Source organism: Streptomyces sp. NPDC127129 (assembly GCF_042671585.1).
In the GTDB taxonomy this organism is placed as follows: domain Bacteria; phylum Actinomycetota; class Actinomycetes; order Streptomycetales; family Streptomycetaceae; genus Streptomyces.
The window spans coordinates 81,883-103,326 of record NZ_JBHXTV010000004.1 but is presented as its reverse complement, the minus strand read 5'-3'; the positions used below and the strand labels follow the sequence as shown (position 1 = coordinate 103,326).

The 21,444-nt window shown below is 71.4% G+C and carries 18 protein-coding genes; 12 read left to right on the top strand and 6 right to left on the bottom strand.

All coding sequences use genetic code 11. The features are described from left to right. Nucleotides 1-34: 34 nt before the first annotated feature. Nucleotides 35-487: an Lrp/AsnC family transcriptional regulator gene (locus tag ACFVGW_RS08935; RefSeq protein ID WP_385851400.1), complete on the bottom strand. Its 453-nt coding sequence runs from the start codon at nucleotides 485-487 to the stop codon at nucleotides 35-37. A gap of 102 nt (nucleotides 488-589) precedes the next feature. Between ACFVGW_RS08935 and ACFVGW_RS08930 the strand changes: the two genes are divergently transcribed. From ACFVGW_RS08930 to ACFVGW_RS08920, 3 genes are all read left to right on the top strand, one after another. Then, nucleotides 590-1,567, top strand: coding sequence for an SMP-30/gluconolactonase/LRE family protein (locus ACFVGW_RS08930; protein ID WP_385851399.1), 978 nt, complete (start codon nucleotides 590-592; stop codon nucleotides 1,565-1,567). Between the two features lie 64 nt (nucleotides 1,568-1,631). Then, nucleotides 1,632-2,618 carry a glutathione S-transferase family protein gene (locus ACFVGW_RS08925; RefSeq protein ID WP_385851398.1) on the top strand — a complete coding sequence of 329 codons (987 nt, stop codon included), beginning with the start codon at nucleotides 1,632-1,634 and terminating at the stop codon, nucleotides 2,616-2,618. A gap of 359 nt (nucleotides 2,619-2,977) precedes the next feature. Further along, nucleotides 2,978-3,847, top strand: a complete 870-nt coding sequence (locus tag ACFVGW_RS08920) for a hypothetical protein (RefSeq protein WP_385851397.1) — start codon at nucleotides 2,978-2,980, stop codon at nucleotides 3,845-3,847. Between the two features lie 74 nt (nucleotides 3,848-3,921). On the opposite strand, the gene ACFVGW_RS08915 is transcribed toward ACFVGW_RS08920, so the two are convergent. Both ACFVGW_RS08915 and ACFVGW_RS08910 read right to left on the bottom strand, forming a co-directional pair. Continuing rightward, nucleotides 3,922-5,094 (bottom strand): PQQ-dependent sugar dehydrogenase, encoded by a 1,173-nt coding sequence (locus ACFVGW_RS08915; protein WP_385851396.1) that lies wholly within the window; start codon nucleotides 5,092-5,094, stop codon nucleotides 3,922-3,924. Between the two features lie 210 nt (nucleotides 5,095-5,304). Continuing rightward, complete coding sequence (locus ACFVGW_RS08910; RefSeq protein WP_385851395.1) at nucleotides 5,305-6,111, bottom strand: class I SAM-dependent methyltransferase; 807 nt, start codon at nucleotides 6,109-6,111, stop codon at nucleotides 5,305-5,307. Between the two features lie 152 nt (nucleotides 6,112-6,263). Between ACFVGW_RS08910 and ACFVGW_RS08905 the strand changes: the two genes are divergently transcribed. The 7 genes from ACFVGW_RS08905 (at nucleotide 6,264) to ACFVGW_RS08875 (ending at nucleotide 14,726) form a co-directional block, all read left to right on the top strand. Then, entirely contained in the window at nucleotides 6,264-8,225 is a 1,962-nt protein-coding gene (locus ACFVGW_RS08905; RefSeq protein WP_385851394.1) for an acyl-CoA dehydrogenase, read from the top strand. 138 nt (nucleotides 8,226-8,363) lie between these two features. Further along, nucleotides 8,364-8,672, top strand: a complete 309-nt coding sequence (locus tag ACFVGW_RS08900; RefSeq protein WP_385851393.1) for a hypothetical protein — start codon at nucleotides 8,364-8,366, stop codon at nucleotides 8,670-8,672. Nucleotides 8,673-8,820: 148 nt separating this feature from the next. Then, nucleotides 8,821-9,465: a GAP family protein gene (locus tag ACFVGW_RS08895; RefSeq protein ID WP_385851392.1), complete on the top strand. Its 645-nt coding sequence runs from the start codon at nucleotides 8,821-8,823 to the stop codon at nucleotides 9,463-9,465. A 250-nt stretch (nucleotides 9,466-9,715) separates the two neighbouring features. Then, complete coding sequence (locus ACFVGW_RS08890; protein ID WP_383221476.1) at nucleotides 9,716-10,048, top strand: LAETG motif-containing sortase-dependent surface protein; 333 nt, start codon at nucleotides 9,716-9,718, stop codon at nucleotides 10,046-10,048. 62 nt (nucleotides 10,049-10,110) lie between these two features. Beyond that, a complete protein-coding gene (locus ACFVGW_RS08885) occupies nucleotides 10,111-11,925 on the top strand; it encodes a DUF4012 domain-containing protein (protein WP_385851391.1) in 1,815 nt (604 codons plus the stop codon). Between the two features lie 180 nt (nucleotides 11,926-12,105). Beyond that, on the top strand, nucleotides 12,106-13,506 hold the full coding sequence (locus ACFVGW_RS08880) for a glycosyltransferase family 4 protein (protein WP_385851390.1): 1,401 nt from the start codon (nucleotides 12,106-12,108) through the stop codon (nucleotides 13,504-13,506). 17 nt (nucleotides 13,507-13,523) lie between these two features. Continuing rightward, entirely contained in the window at nucleotides 13,524-14,726 is a 1,203-nt protein-coding gene (locus ACFVGW_RS08875; protein ID WP_385851389.1) for a glycosyltransferase family 4 protein, read from the top strand. A gap of 17 nt (nucleotides 14,727-14,743) precedes the next feature. Here the strand turns inward: ACFVGW_RS08875 and ACFVGW_RS08870 are convergent, their stop codons facing one another. Next, nucleotides 14,744-16,225 (bottom strand): oligosaccharide flippase family protein, encoded by a 1,482-nt coding sequence (locus ACFVGW_RS08870; RefSeq protein ID WP_385851388.1) that lies wholly within the window; start codon nucleotides 16,223-16,225, stop codon nucleotides 14,744-14,746. 192 nt (nucleotides 16,226-16,417) lie between these two features. Here ACFVGW_RS08870 and ACFVGW_RS08865 point away from each other — a divergent pair, with 192 nt between their 5' ends. Together ACFVGW_RS08865 and ACFVGW_RS08860 are read left to right on the top strand one after the other, a co-directional pair. Then, entirely contained in the window at nucleotides 16,418-19,018 is a 2,601-nt protein-coding gene (locus ACFVGW_RS08865) for a polysaccharide biosynthesis tyrosine autokinase (protein WP_385851387.1), read from the top strand. Continuing rightward, entirely contained in the window at nucleotides 19,015-19,581 is a 567-nt protein-coding gene (locus tag ACFVGW_RS08860; RefSeq protein ID WP_385851386.1) for a low molecular weight phosphatase family protein, read from the top strand. The genes ACFVGW_RS08865 and ACFVGW_RS08860 overlap by 4 nt, the downstream gene beginning before the upstream one ends. Here ACFVGW_RS08860 and ACFVGW_RS08855 read toward each other — a convergent pair. Both ACFVGW_RS08855 and ACFVGW_RS08850 read right to left on the bottom strand, forming a co-directional pair. Beyond that, on the bottom strand, nucleotides 19,557-20,561 hold the full coding sequence (locus tag ACFVGW_RS08855; RefSeq protein ID WP_385851385.1) for a polysaccharide deacetylase family protein: 1,005 nt from the start codon (nucleotides 20,559-20,561) through the stop codon (nucleotides 19,557-19,559). The genes ACFVGW_RS08860 and ACFVGW_RS08855 overlap by 25 nt on opposite strands. Beyond that, entirely contained in the window at nucleotides 20,558-21,322 is a 765-nt protein-coding gene (locus ACFVGW_RS08850; protein WP_385851384.1) for a class I SAM-dependent methyltransferase, read from the bottom strand. Before ACFVGW_RS08850 ends, ACFVGW_RS08855 begins: the two co-directional genes overlap by 4 nt. Between the last annotated feature and the right edge of the window lie 122 nt (nucleotides 21,323-21,444).

Genomic DNA, 21,444 nt, shown 5'->3' with positions numbered 1-21,444 from the left:
GCCTGACAACAGGTCGGGCGCCGGGGACCGCCGATCACCCCTGAGCGGCCGTCAACGGGGAGACCGGCCGCTCGAAGAAGGTCTCCAGGACCACCGTGGCCTGGGTGCCGCTCACTCCGTCGATCGCGTAGATCCGGCGCAGTACGTCCTGCAGCTGCTCGGTGGTCGCGGTCCTGACCTTCACCAGGACCGATGCGCTGCCGGCGATGATGTGCGCCTCCAGGATCTCGGGGAGGGCGGCGAAGCTCTCGGCGGTGTCTCCCATCCAGGACGTCGAGTCGACCGTCACGTAGGCCAGCACCCCGCCGCCCACCGCCGCCGGATCCACGTCCGCCGCGGTGCGCCGGATGACGCCGCGCTCGCGCAACTTCCGTACACGTTCATGGGCGGCGCCCGCGGAGAGACCGACGGCCTGGCCCAGCGCGGCGTAGGACCGGGTGGCGTCCTCCTGCAGCAGTGCCAGCAGGGAGCGATCGATGTGATCCACAACTCTCCATTCGAACAGACCTTGCTCAGACCATAGCTCATCCGCCAGTCTCTCCCGTGTGCCGAACTGTATTCGGCACATGCCTGGATGGGGAGGACCAGCATGACCACTGAGCGCCCCGCGCTGTACGAGATGTTCGACGACCGGTTCCGTTCCGGCCGATGCATGAACGGCGATGACGGCCTGGAAGTCCTGTACACCGGCTGCCGTTGGGCCGAGGGGCCGGTCTACGTGCCCGCCTGGCGGCAGCTGGTCTGGAGCGACATCCCCAACGACCGGATGCTGCGGTGGGACGAGGAGACCGGCGCCGTCGGTGTCTTCCGTCGCTCCGCCGGTCACACCAACGGCAACACCCTGGACCGCGAAGGCCGGCTGGTCACCTGCGAACAGGGCAACCGCAGGGTGACACGAACCGAGCACGACGGCACCCTGACGGTGCTGGCCGACCGCTGGCAGGGCAAGCGCCTGAACAGCCCGAACGACGCGGCGGTCAAGTCCGACGGCTCCATCTGGTTCTCCGACCCCGACTTCGGCATCACCAGCGACTACGAGGGGCATCGCGCGCAGAGCGAGATCGGCTCCAACAACGTCTACCGCATCGACCCGGCCACCGGTGACGTGCGTTTGGTCGCCGACGGCTTCGGCGCCCCGAACGGACTCGCCTTCTCGGCCGACGAACGGCAGCTCTTCGTCTCCGACACCCGGGCGGGCTTCATCCGGGTCTTCGACGTACGCGATGACGGCACGCTGTCCGACGGCGAGGTCTTCGCCGCGGCCGCGGCCCGTGGGGCCGCACGCTTCGACAACCTCCGCTTCGACGACGGCGGCCGGCTCTGGGTTGCCGCGATGGACGACGGGGTGCACTGCTACGACCCCGACGGCACGCTGATCGGACGGCTCGACGTCCCGGAGGCGGTCGCCAACATCACCTGGGGCGGCGCCAAGCGCAACCGCCTCTTCATCGCCGCGGAGACCAGCCTCTACTCGGTGGTCATGGGGGTCACGGGTACCCACCCGACCGGACCGGGGCGCAGGCGCTGGCTGGATCTCGATCTGGATCCGGTTCCAGAGCCTCGGTGACCCCGCGGGGAACCGCGCCGGGGTGACAGGCATGCACGGGGCTCACCCTGGCTAGGCTCGGAGCATGGCTGGTGACGGTGAGTTCAAGCGGGACAAGCGCTACATCACGACACGCATCACGGCCGACGGCCGCGACGGCTTTCCCGTGGAGCCCGGGCGCTATCGCCTGGTCATCGCCAGGGCGTGTCCGTGGGCGAACCGGGCGGCGATCGTCCGGCGCCTCATGGGTCTCGAGGACGTGATCTCGATGGGCGTCGCCGGGCCGCTGCACGACGAGCGGAGCTGGTCGTTCCATCTGGATCCGGGCGGCAAGGACCCGGTGCTGGGCATCGAACGGCTGCAGGAGGCGTTCTTCGCCCGTGAGCCCGGCTATCCGCTGGGCATCACCGTGCCCGCGCTCGTGGAGGTGTCCACGGGCCGGGTGGTGACCAACGACTTCGAGCAGATCACACTCGACCTGGGCCATGAGTGGGCGGCGCATCAGCGGGACGGCGCGCCGGAGCTGTACCCGGAGGCCCGGCGCGACGAGATCGACGACGTGGCCGACAAGGTCTTCCAGGACGTGAACGACGGTGTCTACAAGTGTGGTTTCGCACGCTCGCAGGAAGCGTACGGCAGGGCGTACCAGCGGTTGTGGGACCGCCTGGACTGGCTGGAGGAGCGACTGACGAGCCGGCGCTACCTGGTGGGTGACACGATCACCGAGGCCGATGTCCGGCTCTTCCCGACACTGGTGCGGTTCGATGCCGTCTACCACGGTCACTTCAAGTGCAACCGACAGAAACTGACGGAGCTGCCGGCCCTGTGGGCCTACGCGCGGGACCTGTTCCAGACGCCCGGCTTCGGCGACACGATCGACTTCGACCAGATCAAGGCCCACTACTACGTGGTGCACCACGCCATCAACCCGACCGGGATCGTCCCTGAAGGCCCTGACACGAGCGGCTGGTTCACCCCGCACGGCCGGGACGCACTCGGGGGACGGCCGTTCGGTGAGGGCACACCGCCCGGTCCGCCGCCGCGCTCCGAGCGGGTGCCCTCGCCCGCATGAGCGAGGCGCGGGGAGAGGGCAGGGAGTGACCGCTCTGCGTGCCGGGGAGATCCACCTGGCACGAACGGCTGTGCGATCATCGGGTCCACGATCATGGGGAAGCCGGATCACGCAGAGCTGAGGAGTGCGGAGTGAGCGCGGGCGGGGGGCGGGGCGGTTCTGCCGTGCCCGATGAGGAGTGGGAGCGGTTCCTTCGGGACTCGGTGGCCGGAACGGCGGATGCACCCAGGGAGCCGTCGGCCCAGGAACGTGGCAGGACGGCGGAGTCGCCCGGGCGGTCCGCCGGTGCACCACCGGTATGGCGCGCGTCCGGGCCCGCCCGGCCTCGCCGTCGGGGGAAGGGATGGTACGTCGCCGGTATGGTCGCCGCGGCGGCGGTGCTGGCGGCCTCGCTGACGCCCGGGCTCCTCACCGACTGGTTCGGCGCGGGGGACCTCAAGCCGCTTGCCGTGGAATCAGGGCGCCCCGACCAGGCACCCCCGCCGGAGACCCCGGAGCGTGCGACGCTCGCGGAGCCGTTCCTCGGCTCACCGGCGGCGCGCTGGGCGGACGGCGTGGCCGGGGTCGGCATACCGCGCCCCAAGGCGACGGGCTGGATGAACAGCGACCAGGTCGGACGCGCTCTGGAGCGGACGCGGGACTTCCTCTCCTGGTCGAACCTGGACCGGCAGGTGCTCGAAGGGAAGCGTCCCGCGAGGGCGATCTCCCTGATCAACCCTCACCAGCAGGACGTCCAGGCCTTCCTGGGCTCCGCGTTCCGCAAGCCGGACCGGGAGAGCGACCCCGTCCTGCTCTTCAGCCGGTTCGACCCGTCCACGACCCGGCTCGTCGGCGAGACCGTGAAGGTCCGTGGCCGGCTCACCTTCGAAGAGGGGCCCAAGGGTTCGGTACGGGTCACGGGGGACGTCACCTACGTGTACCCCGTCGTCCGCGCGCAGGCCGGCAGCGAGGACGTCGTCCGGACGATCGTGCGGCGCGAGGTGGTCGTCAGCTGGGACGATCCCGCGAAGATCGTCACCGAGCCGGGGACGTTCTCCCTCGTCTCGTACAAGGTCGACATGACCAACGGCGGCTGCGGCCCCGTCACCGGCTTCCTCACCCCCGACTTCGACCGTTCGCGCGCGGACGCGGAGAGGAACGGATCCACCGTGGACCCCTACGACCGCAGCACGTCGATGGCCGAGGGCACGGCGGCGGACGGGGGTTGCGGGACGGCGACGCGGTCGTAGCCGCTTCCGCCCCGCAGCGTGTGCCGTCCGGCTTCGCCTCCCTCCGGCGAGCCGGACGGCACGGGGGCCGTCGGCTACGCCGGGTCGATGCGGGCGATGTTGCCGCCCAGCGCGAGGACGTACAGCTCGCCCGCGCGGCCCTCCACGAAGGAGATGACCTCGCCCCCGTTGACGACGAGGTCGTTCACCGCCGTCACCTTGCCGTTCTTCAGCGCGAGGGAACGGATGGTGCCGTCGCAGTAGTCGCTGAACACGTACTGCCCCCTGAGGGCCGGGATCGCGCTCCCCCGGTAGACGAACCCGCCGGTCACCGAGCAGCCGAGACCGGTTCGGGCGTACTCGTGGACCGGGCGCACGTGGTTCGCCGGTTCGGTGCCGCCCCGGAAGGGGTGGTTGCCCTCCATCTGGGACCAGCCGTAGTTCTCGCCGCCGTTGCTCCTCGCGGGCGCCCAGTCGATCTCCTCCCAGTCGTTCTGGCCGACATCCCCGATCAGCAGGTCACCCGTGCGCGAGTCGAAGGAGAACCGCCACGGGTTGCGCAGCCCGTAGGCCCAGATCTCGTCCCTCGCGTTCGCGTCGTCGACGAAGGGGTTGTCCGTGGGGATCGCGTACGGCGTGCCTCCACGCGGGTCGATCCGCAGCAGCTTGCCGAGCAGGGTGTCCAGATTCTGCCCGTTGCCGTGCGGGTCGCCGCCCGCTCCCCCGTCCCCGAACGCGATGTAGAGGTATCCGTCGGGGCCGAACTTGATGTCGCCGCCATTGTGGTTGGAGTACGGCTGCGTCTGGGTGAGGACGGTGCGCCGGGTCTCCGGCCGGAGCTTGCCTTTCCGTACGGCGAACTCGTCGATGGTGCTGGTGCCTTCGAGATTCGTGTACGAGATGTAGAGGTGGGCGCGTGCGTGGTCGAACGCGATGCCGAGGAGGCCGCGTTCACCGTCGGTGGTGGTCTCGGCAGAGATGTCGAGCACCGGCTCGCCGAGCCCCTGGGCGCCCAACACCCGTACGGTACCCGCCCGTTCGGCGATCCAGAGCGTGCCGCCGGGGCCGGCTGCGCCGGCGGTCGGATTGCGCGCGGTGGCGACGTGGGTGAGCGCGATCTTCGCCGCGCGCGCGACGGTCGCGGCATCGGCGCTCCTCGCGGCCGAGCGCCGGGCATCGCGCTCCTCCGCCGAGGCCGTGGTCAGGGCGAGGGAGGCGACGAGACCGAGAGTGCAGATGATCGCCGAGCTTCTCGTGCGCATGTTCACCGTAATCCTCCTGGAGGCGGCGAAGGGGAGACCCGACGGCTCGGGGCGACGTCGAGAGCGGCGTCGCCCGCACCAGCGCGCGGCCGGGGTGGGGGGAATGGGGGACCGCTGGCCACGGAGGAGACTACGGGGACTCGGGCAATTGGTATAGGCCAAGCGCGCCCGCGCATGGGCCGCGAGGGCGCGTGACGGCGGGTCCGGGTCTCGGGCTCAGGCCTGCGGACGCCTGGCCGTGACGACGTAGTAGTCGAGGCTGCCCTGCTCGTAGGCCTTCAGAAAGTTGCGCGGCCAGGTGCCCGGCTTCCACTGGTCCGACAGCCAGCGGTCCCAGCCCTGCCACACATCGGGCCCGATGGACACGGCCCGGGCGTCCGTCAGGCCCGCCCGGGTGAACGCCTCCGTCACGAGCGTGACGGGGCGAGCGATGTCCAGCCCGTCGGCGTACGACTCCAGGTACGACGCGAGCCGGGCTCCGTTGCCCGGATCGTCGTCCGGGGTGAAGAAGCTCGCGACGGCCACCCGCCCGCCGGGCTTCAGTACGCGGGCCGTCTCCCGGGTGAAGGCGATCATGTCGTCGAAGTGCTGGGCCGCCTCGACACTGTAGACACAGTCGAACTCGCCCTCGGTGAAGGGCATTTCCTCCGCCGCACCGCGGACGAACCGGAGCCCCGCCGGCGAGGTCTCCAGCAGCTCCGCGTTGGTCCGGCGGGCGCGGTCCAGCTGTTGCGGATGGATGTCCATACCGGTCACCTGCTCCGGTCCGTACTCGCGCAGGGCGAGCGCACAGCCGACACCCAGCCCGCAGCCGATCTCGACGATCCGCCGGCCGGCGAGCGGACCGGCGGCGTCGAGCACGTGCCGGTACATGTCCCGCTGACTGCGGACCCGGTCGTCGACCGTGATCGGTCCGGCGAGGTCGATCGAGCGCCAGTACCCGAAGTTGATGAACCCTCCGGCGAACACCGGGACCGCACTGAGGTCGGCCGGACCGTACGTCTCCCGGACAGCGGCCCGCATTTCCACCGGCTCTTCCACCACTCGCGTCACCTCCGCGAACAGTCTGACGGCCGGAGCCACCCCTGTCGACGACGCCCCTCCCCACCAGGGGGCTCCGGCCCACCACTCGGCCGGCGTCGGTTGATCTTGCCGCGGCGGGGTAGCGAAGCGGCATGGCCCTCGACGACTCACCCTCCACGACGACCGGCTCCGCACAGCCCGGCATCGACGTCCGGTCACTGACCGCCGTACTCGACGGCGAGTACGCCGGGATTCGCGGCCTCGTCCGGAGCAATCTGACGACGTACGCCTCCGTTCTCGACGAAGCCGACGAGCTCGGCGTGGACGCGTTCCGCGAGCGGGTGCGCGAGATCGTGGTCGAGATGGCCGCGACGGGCCAGACCGGCATGGGCTTCCCGGCCGCGTACGGCGGAGGCGGCGACGTCGGGGCCTCGATCGCCGCGTTCGAGACGCTGGCCTTCGGTGACCTGTCCGTGCTGGTCAAGGTCGGTGTGCAGTTCGGGCTCTTCGGGGGCGCGATCCTGCACCTGGGCACCGAGCGCCACCACGAGAGCTGTCTGCCGGGGCTGATCACCGGGGAGCTGATGGGCTGCTTCGCGATGACCGAGACCGGTCACGGCTCCAACGTTCAGGCGCTCGGCACCGTCGCGCGGTACGACGCCGCACGCCAGGAGTTCGTCGTCACCACCCCCGACGACCAGGCGCGCAAGGACTACATCGGCAACGCGGCCCGCGACGCCGAGCTGGCCGTGGTCTTCGCCCAGCTGGAGGTGGACGGCCGGTCCGAGGGCGTGCACGCCTTCGTCGTGCCCGTCCGGGTCGGCGGCGAGCCGGCGCCCGGCGTCCGGATCGAGGACGACGGCCGCAAGATGGGTCTCAACGGCGTGGACAACGGCCGCATCTGGTTCGACGGTGTGCGGATCCCGCGCGAGGCGCTCCTGAACAGGTTCGCCGACGTCAGCGCCGAAGGCGTCTACGAAAGTTCGATCGAGAACCCGAACCGCCGCTTCTTCACCATGCTCGGCACGCTGGTGCAGGGCCGGGTGAGCGTCGCCGGCGCCGGGGTCGGTGTCGCCAAGGTCGCCCTGGCGGTCGCCACGAAGTACGGCGCGCGGCGACGGCAGTTCGAGGCCACCTCGGGCGCCGAGGAGCAGGTGCTGCTCGACTACGGCCTGCATCAGCGCAGGCTGCTGCCGCTCATCGCCCGGACGTACGCTCTGCACTTCGCGCAGGACGGCGTGCGCTCGCAGCTGCACGACGTCTTCTCCGGCATCGAGGACGACGCACAGGCACGGCGCCGGCTCGAATCACGGGCCGCGGGCCTCAAGGCGCTCGCCACCTGGCACGCCACCCGCGTCGTCCAGGAGTGCCGCGAGGCCTGCGGCGGCGCGGGTTACCTGGCCGTCAACCGGTTCGCCGCGCTGAAGAGCGACAGCGACGTCTTCACCACCTTCGAGGGCGACAACCACGTGCTGCTGCAGCTCGTGGCCAAGGGTCTGCTCACCGACTACGCGAGCGAGTTCGAGGACCTCGACCAGCTCGGCATGGTCCGTTACCTCACCAACCTCGCCGTGGACACCGTCATCGAGCGCACCTCCGCCCACAAACTGCTCGAGCGGGTACGCGACCTGCTGCCCGGCGGCGACGAGTGGGACCGGGAAGCCGGGCTGCGCGACTCGGAGTATCAGCTCGCCATGGTCCGCTTCCGGGAGGAGCACATGCTCGCCGGGCTGGCCCGCCGGATCAAACGCGGGATCGACCAGAAGCGCGACCCCGGCGCCGTCTTCTCCCAGGTGCAGGACCATGTCATCGCGCTCGCCCGTGCCCACGTCGAACGCCTGGTGACGGAGGCCTTCGTCGACAAGGTGCGAGCGATGCCCCACGGCGACGAGCGGGTGGCCCTGGCCCTGCTGTGCGACCTGTTCGCCCTGTCGACGATCGAGGCCGACCGGGCGTGGTTCATGGAGCACGGCCGGCTGACCGTCCAGCGTTCCAAGGCGATCAGCCGGGAGGTGAACGACCTCTGCCGCAAGGTCCGGCCCCTGGCGGTCGATTTCGTCGACGCGTGGGGCATCCCGCCCGAGATGCTGCGCGCACCGGATCTGGTGGGCTGATCCCGGTCGTGCCCGAGGAGCGCCGCGGTGAGCGCCGGATTCGCCGGCCGATGGGCCGGCCGGCGTACCGGCGGCTTCGGCACGACGGACGGGGGAAGCAGTACGCCACGCACACTCTGACCTACGCGAGGAGTCGCCATGACCACGTTCGTCATCACTGTTCCCGGCACGTTCCTCTCGGGGATCGATGATTCCGCGCGCTCGGTTCTCGAGCGGAAGCTGGCGTCCCAGCACACGGACGTGAGTGAGAGTGAGGGCCTGGACCTCCTCACGCTGAACGGGGACGGCACCTTCTCGATCCGCCTCGAGATCGATGCCCGGGACCGGTACGAGGCCGAACTGGACGCCACCCGTCTGGTCGCATCCGCCTTGGAGGGCGCCGGGATCGCGGAAGCCGACGCACCCCTCGGCCCGCCGGCCGTCACGGGCATCGACAGCGACCTCTGACCTTCCCGGGCGTCACGGGCGTGGCAGCTTGACCGGCCGTGCCGCCCCCTGCAGAGTCGGAACGCGGTCCACAGCAACGCAGCACCCCACCGGCCGGCCCCCGTCCTTTCGCGGCGGACACCCTCGAGACCAAGGAGCGGCTGGTCCGATGGCCCTCGACCTGCTGGTGATCGGTACGGCCATCACCCTGGGGCCCTTGCACAACAGCGCCTTCATCCTGCTGCTCTCCTCACGGCGCGGCGTTCGCCAGGGTCTGGCGTTCCTGTTGTCGTGGCTGGCCAACCTGATCGCGGTGATCGCTGTCGTGGTGCTGCTGACCGGCGGTCAGCCCCCGGCGCGTCACAGCGCGCCGTCGACCGCCGCGGTCGCGGTGAAACTCGCCATCGGCCTGGCTCTGGTGCTGTACGGCGGCTACCGGCACCGCCGGCCGCCCCGCCCGCACGGCCCGCCCCGCTGGACCGCCCGGATCGACAACGCGTCGGCGGTCACGGCGGCCGGTCTGGCATGGGTGCTGCAGCCCTGGGGTCTGGTGGGCGCGGGTGCCGCGACCGCCCTCGACGCGGACCTCTCCACCCTCACCGACTGGCTCGCACTGACGGGCTACTGCCTGCTGGCCACTCTCAGCCTCATCGTCATGGAGATGTACGCGGTCTGGGCGCCCGAAGCCGCGAACGCCCGATTGAACGCGCTGATGAGCTGGCTGGAGCGGCATCAGGAACAGCTGGTGGTCACGCTCTCCGTGCTGGTCGGCCTGTGGCTGTCGGCCCGGAGCATCTACGAGCTGGTGGCCTGAGACCGCCGTACCCGCTCCGGTGCGCCTTGACGCCGACGCCGGGACGCCGGCCTGCGGGCGGGTGAACGCGCTGCACCATCCGATGGCTTCTGACCTGATTCACGTTATTCATGCCATGAAAATCCTATCTATCTACTGATCCGCCCTAGGTCATCTGTGTGCCGACCCTGCCCAGGCAGCAACCGGCACGCCGTACCGAAGTCGAGGAGAGTGGAGAAAGATGACGACATCGCCACGATGGCGATCGGTTGTGGCCGCAGCCGTCACAACCGCCGCGCTCGCCGTAGCGCCCCTGGCAGGTGCGGGGACCGCGTTCGCCGAGGACGACCCCTACCCGTCGCATTCGACGACGGGCCACCCGTACCCGCCGAAGCCGCACCATCCCTACCCGCCCAAGCCACCGAAGCCCCATCACCCGGACAAGCCCGATCACTGGGACCACCCGGACAAGCCGGAACACGGGGGTCACCTCGCGGACACCGGTGACGACAACACCGAGATCATCCTGGGTGGTGTCGCGGCCGCCCTGGTCGCGGCCGGTGTCGGCACCGTGCTCGTCGTGCGCCGCCGTCGCCACTCATGACGGCACCGCGCCTCCGTATGACATTCCGCGGGCGTCCCGGGCGTGACCGGGACGCCCGTGGAGTGCGTCGGCACATCCACCGCCCTACGGTCAGGAAGGCACTGCTCGCAGCCGCCGTCCTCCCCTCGGCGGCGGGCGCCTGGATCGTGGTCACGGGCGGGCTCGCCGTCGCCGAGCTTCGCGCCGCGCAACACGACCTCGGCGCGCTCCGGGAGTCGCTCGCCGCCTCGGCGTCCCCGGGGTCCGGCTCCGTCCCGGGGGTCGCCGCAGGTTCGTCGGCGGAGTCCGATCAGGAGCGTCTGCTGCGCTCGGCGGCCGCGCATGCCGCACGCGCGCACGACCTCACCACCGGACCTGCCTGGTACACCGCCGCGCAGCTGCCGTTCCTGGGGAGGCCGTTCGAGACCGGGCGCGGCATCGCGCTCGCCTCGGACAGACTGGCCCGAGACGTCATGCCGCCGCTGGTGCGAGCCGTCCCCCGGCTCTCGGCCGGGGCTCAGGCGAAGGGTGTCGCAGACGCCCTTGTGGGGCTGGAGAGCGAGGCGCCCGCGTTCGAGCGAGCCGCGCGCGTCGCGGCCGAGGTGCGGGAGGACATCGCCCGTCTCCCCCGCTCCAGCTGGCTGCCGGCGAGCGACCGCGGCCGTGCCCAGTTCTCGGATCAGCTCGACCGGCTCGCCACAGGAACGCGCGACGCCGCCGTCGCGGCCCGCGTGATGCCGTCGATGCTCGGAGCGCACGGACCGCGCCGCTACTTCCTCGCCTTCCAGAACACGGCCGAGGCCCGCGGCACCGGCGGCCTCCCGGGAGCCTTCGCCGTACTGCGGGCCGACCGGGGCAGGCTGTCCTTCGAGCGCTTCGGCAACAACACCGAGCTGGACGGACTGCGCACCGAGGTGAACCTCGGAGCCGAGTTCGCCGACCGCTACGGGAGCAACGAGCCCGGAAGCGCCTGGGCGAACTCCAACATGAGCCCGCACTTCCCCTACGCGGCCCACATCTGGGCCGGGTACTGGCGCGCGCGCACCGGTCAGCACGTCGACGGCGCGATCGCGGTCGACCCCGGCACCCTGGGCCTGCTTCTGCGCGTCACCGGGCCTGCCCGCCTGCCCGACGGCACCGCACTCACCGCCGACAACGCCACGGATCTCACCGAGCGGACCAGCTACGCGACGTACTCGGACACCGCCGAGCGCAAGGCGTTCTTCGTCGAGGCCGCGCGGGCCGCCGCCGAACGGCTGATGGGCGCGATCGAGGACCCGAAACTGCTTCCCGCCCTCCTGGGCGCCCTCCGCGACGTCCAGCGGGAAGGCCGTGTGCAGGTGTGGAGCGCGAACGCGGACGAGGAGCGGCTGCTGATGTCGGGGGCGTTCGGAGGGGCCCTGCCCGACTCGCCCGGCCCCTTCGCGGGTCTGGTGGTGAACAACGCGGCCGGCACCAAACTGGACTACTACCTGGACCGAAGTCTCGTCTGGGCGCCGGGTGCCTGCACGGACGGCGGCCGGTCGGTCACCGCGACGGTGACGCTCACCAACAGGGCGCCGGCCTCGGGCCTGCCCGAGTACGTCACGCAAAGAGTCGACGCTCCGCCGTACCGGACCCTCCCGGGGGACAACCGGCTGCTGGTCGACTACTACGCCGGCCAGGGAGCGACCCTCGAAGGGGCCACTCTCGACGGCCGCCGGATCGAGCTGATCCCCGGTGTCGAGCGGGGCCACCCGGTCTTCACGCTCGATCTGGAGCTGCCCCGGCAGTCGAGCCGCACGCTGGTGCTGCACCTGCGCGAGCCCGACGCCGACCGGCCCCCGACGGTTCTCCGGCAGGCTCTGGTGACACCGCTGAGAACCACGGTGAAGCACGCCTCGCCCTGCCGCGACTGAGCGCCCGGCCCTCTGCCGAATGGGGCAATCACCCCGGAAACGCCTCGATGGTGACGCTTTCGATCGCCATGCTTCCTAGGCTGGCACGCGATCTCCGGCGTCGGCTCGACCATGACCGCCACGCGCTCGTCGGCCACGTGCCGCTGCACCTCGGGGGTCCCGCAGCGGACGGAGAGGGTCATGCGCCAGGAACAGGCACACGAGGCGGGGCAGCCCTCGGAGCGCGGCGGTGCGCCACGAGGGCTGCACATCGTCCTGGTCGCGTACGGCTGCGATCCCACACGCGGCAGTGAACCGGCCGTCGGTTGGGGATGGGCCCAGACGCTTGCCGAACGCGGACACACCGTAGAGGTGCTGACCCACCCCGACCGGGACAACGAGCGCCAGATCAGGCTTCGGACAGCGGAGCTGGGGGACGTCGGGAAGCGGATCAGGCTCCACGTCGTCCCGGTGCCCGACCTCCCGTCCTGGGCTGCTCTGCTGCCGGGCTTCGTTCGCGACAGCGCCCGGGAATTCCTGCGCTACGACGGCTGGCAGCGCCGGGCCCTGGCCCACGCGCGTGCCCGTGGACTCGACCGGGCCGATCTGGTGCACCACGTCTCGTACGTGTCCCTCCAGGGCGGCTGTGCGCTGCACCGCCTGGGGCCGCCCCTGGTGTTCGGCCCCGTCGGCGGTGGTCAGGTCGCTCCCCACAGCCACCGGCGCTACCTGGGCCAGGCGTATCTGCAGGAAGTGGTGCGGACCTTGCGCGTTCGCCATCTGAGCCGTCGGCCGTTGTGCCGTGCGACGCTGCGCGAGGCTGCGGCTGTCCTGGTCACCAACTGGGACACGGAGCGGCGCGCTCGCCGTCTGGGTCGCGCCGACGCGACTCTGATGCTGGCGGACGGGATCCACGAGTCGGTGATCCGACAGGAGCCGCCCGCCCCGCCCACCGGGTCCGGCCTTCGCCCGCCGCCGACCATTCTGTGGGTCGGCGGACTGACGGCGCACAAGGCTCCCGAACTGGCGCTGCGGGCGATGGCCCATGTCCGGGCGGACCATCCTCGGGCGCGCCTCGAATTCTTCGGCGACGGACCGCTGCGGCCCTCGCTTCAGCGACTGGCCCGGAGTCTGGGAGTGAGCGAGTCCGTCGTCTTCCACGGTGAGGTGCCCTGGACGGATCTGCGCACGGCCTACGACGCCGCGGATGTCTTTCTGATGACCAGTCTGCGGGACTCGTTCGGCACCCAGTCGCTGGAGGCATGGGCGAGGGGGCTGCCGGAGGTCCACGTCGGTCACCAGGGCATCGGCGACTTCTCGGCCCCCGGCGGGGCGGTCTCCGTACCGCTGGGCGACCCCGCCGATCTGCCGCAGCGCCTCGCGAACGCGCTCAGCGCCGTACTGGCGGACGAGGAGACACACCACGGCATGCGGGCGGCGGCACTGGCCTGGGCACGGAAGCACACCTGGACGGCGAAGGCCCGAGCGGCCGAGGAGCTCTATCGCGTCGTCCTGGCCGCCCGGAGGCCGCCGGCGATGTCCTCCTCCGCCGAGGACCGTCCCGAACGGGGCGTGGCCGCCGCCCTGTCGACGACCGACTGAAGCAGGAGGCGGCACGGATGCCGGCACCACCACCCCCACCCGGCGTGATCCGGACGAACCCGCTGCGCATCGCCGTCGTGCACAGTTTCTACGCCTCCGGGCAGCCCAGCGGCGAGAACGAGGCCGTACGCGACCAGGTGAGCGCCCTTCGTGCCGCAGGGCACGAAGTGGCTCTGGTGGCCGCCCACACCGATGCGCTCGCCGCGCGTCGCTTCTACGCGGTACGGGCCACCGCGCGGGTGGCCACCGGCAGGGGTCGGAGCCCGGTCGCCGCGCTGCGGGACTTCGCCCCCGATCTGGTGCACGTCCACAACCTGTTTCCGAACTTCGGCCGCGGCTGGGTGCGCGCCTGGGACGGCCCCCTGGTCGCCACTCTGCACAACTACCGTCCGCTCTGCGCCGGCGCGACCCTTTCCCGTGACGGCACGACGTGCACCCGTTGCCTCGACGGCGACCGCTGGGCAGGTGTCCGGCACGGCTGCTACCGCGACTCCAGGCTCGCCACGGCACCCTTGGCGTGGGCCAACCGACGGGGTGCGACGGACGATCCACTGCTGCGCCGCGCCGACCGGCTGGTCGTGGTGTCCGAGCTCAGCCGCCGGATGTACCTCCGGGCCCGGATCGATGCCGACCGCGTCGCGCTGATCCCCAACTTCGTCGACGATCCGGGGCCGTGCACCGCCCCTTGCGCCGACGGCCCGCCCCGCGAGCGGTGGGTCTTCGCCGGTCGGCTCAGCGCGGAGAAGGGCGTCCTGGACCTCCTCCGTCGCTGGCCGGAGTCGGTGCCGCTGGACATCGTCGGCGACGGCGAACTCCTGGACCCCGCCCGGGCGACGGCCCCCTCGTCGGTGCGGTTCCTCGGCCGCCTGGACCGCGCGGAACTGCGCCGACGACTGCCGTCGTACCTCGGCCTCGTCTTCCCCAGCCGCTGCCTGGAAGGCGCTCCCCTGGTCCAGGTCGAGGCGTTGGCCGCCGGGCTGCCCATCCTCGCCTTCGACGGTTCGTCGGTCGCCGAGTCCGTCCGCTCCCTCGGGACCGGTGCGACCGTCGGCTGGCAGGAACCGCTGGCGCCCGTCCTGACCGACGCATCCGAACGGTTCCCCGGGCTGCGCGCGCACTCCCGCCGCGTCTTCGACACGTACTTCACCGAACGCGCCTGGCTGCGGCAGGCCGAGCGGCTCTACCGGGAGGCCCTGGGGTCGCCGGCCTCCAACCCGTGACGTGCGGGGGGGGCGGATCAGCCGACAGGCCCCGTGATCATCCCGCGGGAGACGGCCGCCGCATACAGCGGGAGCCTGCGACGGAACACGATGCACACCAGGGCCACCGGAACCATGCCCAGCAGGCCGTGCAGAACCTGTTCCAGCGGGCCGGTGCCGTAGCCCGTCGCCAGCCGGCCGCTGCCGTACAGCGCGATGCCGACGGCCGCATGGACGGTGTACGGCCGGACGAGCGACGTCAGGCGGCACAGACCGGCCCGCTGCCAGCGGACGAGCTGCTCCAGGTGACCGATGCCGGCCGCGACGGACGCGGCCAGGGCGACGAGCGCCATTCCCTGGCCGGCCATGCCCTGGCCGGCGACGACCGCGAGGCCCACGAGGACCACCGTGGCCGCCAGGACGAGCAGTTGGGTCCGCAGCAGACTGCCCATCCCCTTGCGGATCTCGTCCACGGCGTAGCTGACCTGGCAGAGCAGGACGAGTGGAGCGCCTGCCGCCAGGACGGGAACCAGCGCGCCCGCCGCTTCCCATCCGGGACCGAGCAGGAGGCTCAGCGCGGCGGGGCCCACACCCGCCAGTACGCCGAAGGAGACGCACGCGACCGCGGACGTCGCGCTGAGCACGTCGGGCAGCACCGTGCCGAGCGGCCGTCCGTCCGCGTTGATGCGGGCCAGTGAGGGCATGACGGCACGCCTCAGGCTCTGGCAGAGCATCGCGACCGGCAGCCCCACCGCGAGCGTCGTGCGGGAGAACTGCCCCGCTGCGGCCGGTCCGAGGAACCGGGTGACGGCCAGGAGCGTGACGTCGGCCGCCGTCATCTGGATCATTCCGTAGCCGGCGAAGGCTCCGGAGATGCGGAGCATCTCGCGAGGCGGCACCGGGGGGCCCTCCGCGAGCGGCAGGCGCGCCAGCCGCACGGCCGCCGCCACGAGCGTCACCGCGGGGGTCACCACCTGTGCGGCCACGAGTCCGTACGGGCTCCAGCCCAGGGCCAGCAGGACAGCGCCCACCGCCATGCCCGCGAACTGGGCCACGGTCTCGGTGAGCGCGCAGAACCGTGCGCGATCCAGCCGGCGCAGTGCCGCGACGGCCACCTGCGAGGCCGGCTGGGCGAGGAAGTACACGCCGTAGAGCTGCACCATGGGAGCGACTTCGGGCAACCCCCACAGGGTGGCCGCGAGCGGCGCCAGCGCCTGGCTCACGGCGCAGCAGAGCACACCGCTCAGCACGGAGACGCGGTACGCGCACCGGACGGTCCGACGGGTCAGCTCCTCGGCCCGCATCAGGTAGGTCGCGAGGCCCGCTCCGGCGACGTACCCGAGTACGGTCGTGGCGGCGGCAGCGGCGGCGAACGCGCCGAAGCTCTCGGGAAGGACCATGCGAGCGGTGTAGGCGGTGTAGCAGAGCTGGAGCACCGCGGCGGCGATCGCCGAGGAGTAATTCCAGACCAGGGCGACCAGGGTGGTGCGCGACTCGGGTGCCGCGGCGTCGGTGGACATCCCCTGAACGTACGAGATCGTCGCGGCAGCGATGCGCATCGTCCGGCGGACGTGCACGGGGCTCGTCCGTCCGTGGGACGTTCGGGCGCGGCTGTACGGCCCTCCACCGCATCCCCGGGCCCACCCATAGATAAAATGCCCGTTATGCCACGAGCTGTTGCGATGCGGTCTGTGGTGGACGCACGACCGCGCATGACCCTGATCGCCATGGCGGCCTTCTGGACCCTCCTGGGAGGCATCCCCGCACAGTTCGGACTGAACGGCCCCGCCACCGTACTGATCTTCCTGGCCGCCGTGGTCGCGCTGCCCTACGCCGTCCTGCGCCGGCCCGTCCTCTCCCCCGCTCTCCGCTCGGCGGTTCTCGGGCCGGCGGCAGGCGTGCCGCTTCCCCTGTGGCTCTTCGTCGGCCATGTGCTCGCCTCGGCGGTCCATCAGCGGACCCAGGCCGCCGCCCAGAACACCCTGGTGTACGTGTCCTTCGTCGCCGTGACGGCACTGGCCGCCGCATGGACCTCGACGGAGACACCCCTGCAGCTCCTGCGCTGGCTGCGCGGCGCGGCCGTGGTGGCCGCCCTCGTCTATCTGGTGACGGTGGTCCTGTACGGGCCGGGAACCGGCGCGCTGTATCCCGGGCGCCTGTTCGGCGAGGTCATCTGGATCGGGATGGTCGCCGCCGTGCCGCTGGCGGAGCGCTCGCGCCGGGGCTGGCTCGCGCCGTGCCTGCTGGTGACCGCCGACATCCTGTCCCTGTCCCGTACGTCCGCGGCCGTGTGCCTGATCCTGACCCTCGGGCTGGTGCTCAAGGGCCGCGGCCGGGGTGAGTTCCGACGGGCCGTCGTACTCGGCACGGTGATGGCTGTCGTCGCGTACCTGGTGGTGGACTGGTACCGGCCACTGCAGGACCGCTTCACCCAGAACGACATGCAGACCTTCGCCGGGGTGGAGATCGGCACCTCGGGTCGTTCGTGGCTCTGGGAGACCACCTGGGCCTCGGTCAGGGAGGCTCCGTGGCTCGGCCACGGCATCGGCAGTGTGGAGCGCGTCGTCGGCCATCCGCACAACGACTACCTGAGGCTCTGGCACGACCTGGGACTGCTCGGTCTCGCCCTGTGGACGCTGGCGATCCTCGTGATCGGACGCGGGGTGTACCGCCGCAGGCGCGCCGCGCGGAGCGCGGACGACTGGGCGATCCACCAGGCGGCCCTGCTCGCCGTGGTCGGGCTGAGCCTCAACGTCGCCACCGCCAATCTGCTCGTCTACCTGTTCGTGATGATGCCGGTCGCGGTGGTCATCGGTACCAGCATGGGCCGGGCCACGAGTGGCCTCGGTCCCCGTCAATCACCCTCAAGTTCCTCACCTCCGAAGGGGCGCACGTTGGATCTGCGTGGTTTCCTCAAGGCCCTGCGACTGCGGTGGCTCTCCATCACCGCTCTCGCTCTCGTCGGTCTCGGCGCCGGAATCGCCTTCACCTCGTTCTCCACTCCCCAGTACCGAGCCACCAGTCAGATCTTCGTCTCCGCCCGCACCACGTCGGACATCACGGAACTCAACGCGGGCAACACGTTCTCGCAGGCACGCGTGGAGTCCTACGCCGACATCATCACCAGCCCCCGGATCGCCGGACTCGTCGTCCAGCGGCTCGGCCTGCGGATGGCACCGGAAAAGCTCGCCGAGCGCATCAGCGCAGAGGTCAAGCTCGGCACCGTGCTGATCGACATCACCGTCACCGACCGCAACCCGGCGCTGGCCGCGCGGATCGCCAACACCGTCGCGAGCGAGGGGAGCAGGCAACTGGTGCAGCTGGAGACACCGCAGGGAGAGAACCGCTCCCCCGTGAGCATCGGGGTCACCCGCGATGCCGAGCCCCCGACCGCTCCGGTCAGCCCGAGGCCCCTGCTCAACGCCTTGGTCGGGCTGTTCGCCGGGCTTCTCGCCGGTGTCGGCCTCGCTGCCCTGCGCGACACGCTCGACACGACCCTGCACACCGGCCCCGCGATGGCCGAGGTCACCGGGGTGGCGGTACTGGGCACCATCCCGTTCGACAAGGAGGCGCCGGACAAGCCACTCGCGGCCGGCCCCGCGGCCCACGGCGCCCGCGCGGAAGCCTTCCGGCTGGTGCGGACCAACCTGCAGTTCGCCCAGGTCGACCAGAGGCCCCGGGTGATCATGGTGACGAGCCCGCTGCCGGGCGAGGGCAAGACCAACACCGCCACCAACCTCGCGCTCTCCCTCGTCGAGACCGGCGCCAGGATCTGTCTGGTCGACGCCGACCTGCGCAACCCGTGTGTCGCCAAGACCTTCGGACTCGTCCAGGGCGCCGGCCTCACCAGCGTCCTCATCGGCGCGGCGACCGCCTCCGAGGTCATGCAGCAGTTCGGCGAACACGGCCTGAGCGTGCTGACGTCGGGACCGATCCCCCCGAACCCGGCCGAGCTGCTCGCCTCCGACCGCATGCGGGAGATCCTGCGGGACCTGGCCGAGGACTTCGACATCGTCGTCGTCGACAGCGCCCCCCTGCTGCCTGTCGCCGACACCGTCGGACTCGCCCCGGTCGTCGACGGAACGGTCCTGGTCGTACGAGCCCGGCGCACTCCTGCCGAGCGCGTGAGGGCCGCGGTCGACGCCCTGCACTCGGTGAGCGCACCGGTTCTCGGCAGCGTCCTGAGCATGGTCCAGCTGAAGAGCAACGGGTACGGCTACGGGTACGGCTACGGGGAGCGCCCCTCCGGCCCGGAGGACCTTCTCGTGCCTCCGCGGAAGGCGGAGACCCACACGATCGGAACCGCGAAGTGACCCTGTTCACGGTGCTGTTCGTCTGCACGGGCAACCTCTACCGCTCGCCGATCGCCGAGCGGCTGCTCCCCGTGCACCTGGGCGCGGCCGCCGACGGCTTCCGGATCGTCAGCGCCGGAACCGCGGCGCGGCCGGGGGCTCCGCTGAGCCCCCGGAGCGCGGCGGTGATCGAGGACCTCGGCGGGCGGGCGGCCGGGTTCACGGCCACACGGCTGTCGGCCGAGCTGGTCGGCTCGGCCGACGTGGTCCTCGGGCTGGCCCGGGAGCACCGCGAGGCCGCGGTACAGCTGCGGCCCGCGGCGCTGCGACGGTGCTTCACGCTCGAGGAGTTCGTGCGCCTCACGGATGGACGGCGTTTCGGGAGCGGCCCCGCGGACGCGGTGGCCTGCGCCGCGGCCGCCCGCGGCCGGAGCGCCCCCGTGGCGGCGGAGTCGGACGACGTCGCGGACCCCGACGGCCGCCCCCTGCACGAGCTGCGCGTCTGCGCGGCTCGTGTCGACCGGGCGCTGCGCCAGGTGGCGGCAGCGCTCACGGCCGGTCAGGACCTGCTGATGAGCGGCTGACCCGCTCGCGCGACGGCGCGGGCGGCCGTGCGCCCGACGCGGAACAGGGCGGGGTGCAGCCCGGAGAGAATGGTCTCCAGCCGGTCCACACTGGTCCGGCTGGAGACCACGAGCCGGTCGATCCGCAACGGGTGGCGGGCCCCCGGAGCGGCGAGACGGTGATTGTACAGGAAGCCGGAGCGGTACCCGGCCCGGGCGAGCAGGCGGTGGGCCCGCTCGTCGACGTTTCCGTTGGGGTACGCGAAGGAGGACGGCGGGCGGCCGAGCAGCTCCGTGAGCCGTTCGTGCGCCTGCAGTACCTCCGTACGCACCTGGTCGTCGTCACAACGGTCGAGGCAGGGGTGGGTCAGCGTGTGGTTGCCGACGACGATGCGCCCCGCCTCCAGGGCACGCAGCTCGGCGGCGGTGAGCTGGTGGGGGCGCGGGCTGGGCACGGTGGCCGTGGCCCGCAGCTCCGCGAGGGCGAGCCGGCGGTCACGTTCGGACAGCAGCTTCAGGGTGTGCGGGGTGAACTCGGGCCGGGTGGGTGGGATCCGGTGGGTCGTGCCGCCGTTCCGGACCAGGTGCTCCGCCTCGTCCCACCAGAACGGGGCTCTGGCATCCACCAGGCCGGGAATGACGAAGCAGACGGCCGGGATGCCGCGCGCCGTCAGCATCGGCAGGGCGTGCGTGTACACGCTGCGGTCACCGTCGTCGAAGGTGACGAGCACGCTGTGGGCGGGGAGCCTCCGGCCGCCGTGGGCGGCCTCCTCGACCTGCTCAAGGGAGACCGGCACGAACGAGCGCTGCAGCAGGTCGAGGTGGGCCGCGAAGGTCGTCGGGTCGTCCACGCCGTGATAGCCGAGGACGGCCAGTCGGTCCGCGGCCCGGCGGTGGAACCACGTCTGGGCCGGCGAGCGGCGCAGCACCGCGTCGGGGGCCTGCCAGGAGTCGTACCGCGCGTACCAGCCCGCGAGCCTGGCCCTGACCGCCGGGTTCACGCCCGGACCAGGGCGGGGAACGACGCGCCGATGCCGACGCCCCGGTACCAGTGGTCGTGCGGCTTCTCGTTGAAGTGGAGGAACTCGCGCTGCTGCTCCTCGGCCCAGCGCGACAGCTCCGGCCAGCAGTAGGTCTTCGTCGCCACCACGACCGCGCCGGGGGCCAGCAGAGGAGTCGCCGCCGCGAGTTCCGCGCGCTCGTGTTCCGGGGTGTGTCCGGTGTCCACGAAGAGCAGGTCGATCGGCCGGCTCCGTACCACCGGGCTCGCCAGGAATTCGAGCGAGTCACCCACCACGTGCTCGATCACCCGGTCGTACGGAGGAAGGATCAGTTCGCCCGAACGGTCGTCGATGTCGACGGTCGCCAGGCGGCCCCGGCCGTTCTTCATCATCGCGGCGGCGATCACCGCGCTCCCCATGCCGCGATTGGTGCCGGTCTCCACCACGAACTCCGGACGCAGCGCCCGGACGATGGCGTACCAGCCGACCCTTCGGCCGTACCGGACCACCCGGTCGGTGATGGCGCTCCGGGGGCCGGCGGCCAGGCCGTCGGTGATGATCCGGCGCAGTTCGGCATCATCCCGAAGCTCCGTCAGGTACCCGCGCACGACGTCCACCCGGGTGCCCGTGACCGTACTGACGAACCAGGCCAGGTGCTCCATGTTCAGCGGTTCGAGATCGTAGGTGTAGTGAACGTACTCACGAGAGCGCACCAGCCAGGACGCCGTCTGCTTGGCGACACGGGCGTTGTGCCGGGCCACTTTCGCGAGTCGTCCCGGAAATGCGGCGTAGTGCGCAAGCTGACTTGCTGCGATTCGACGGGCCAGCTCACTGCTCTGCATGAATACTCCTAATGAGTCTTCTCCGACTCGGCTGCCGATTG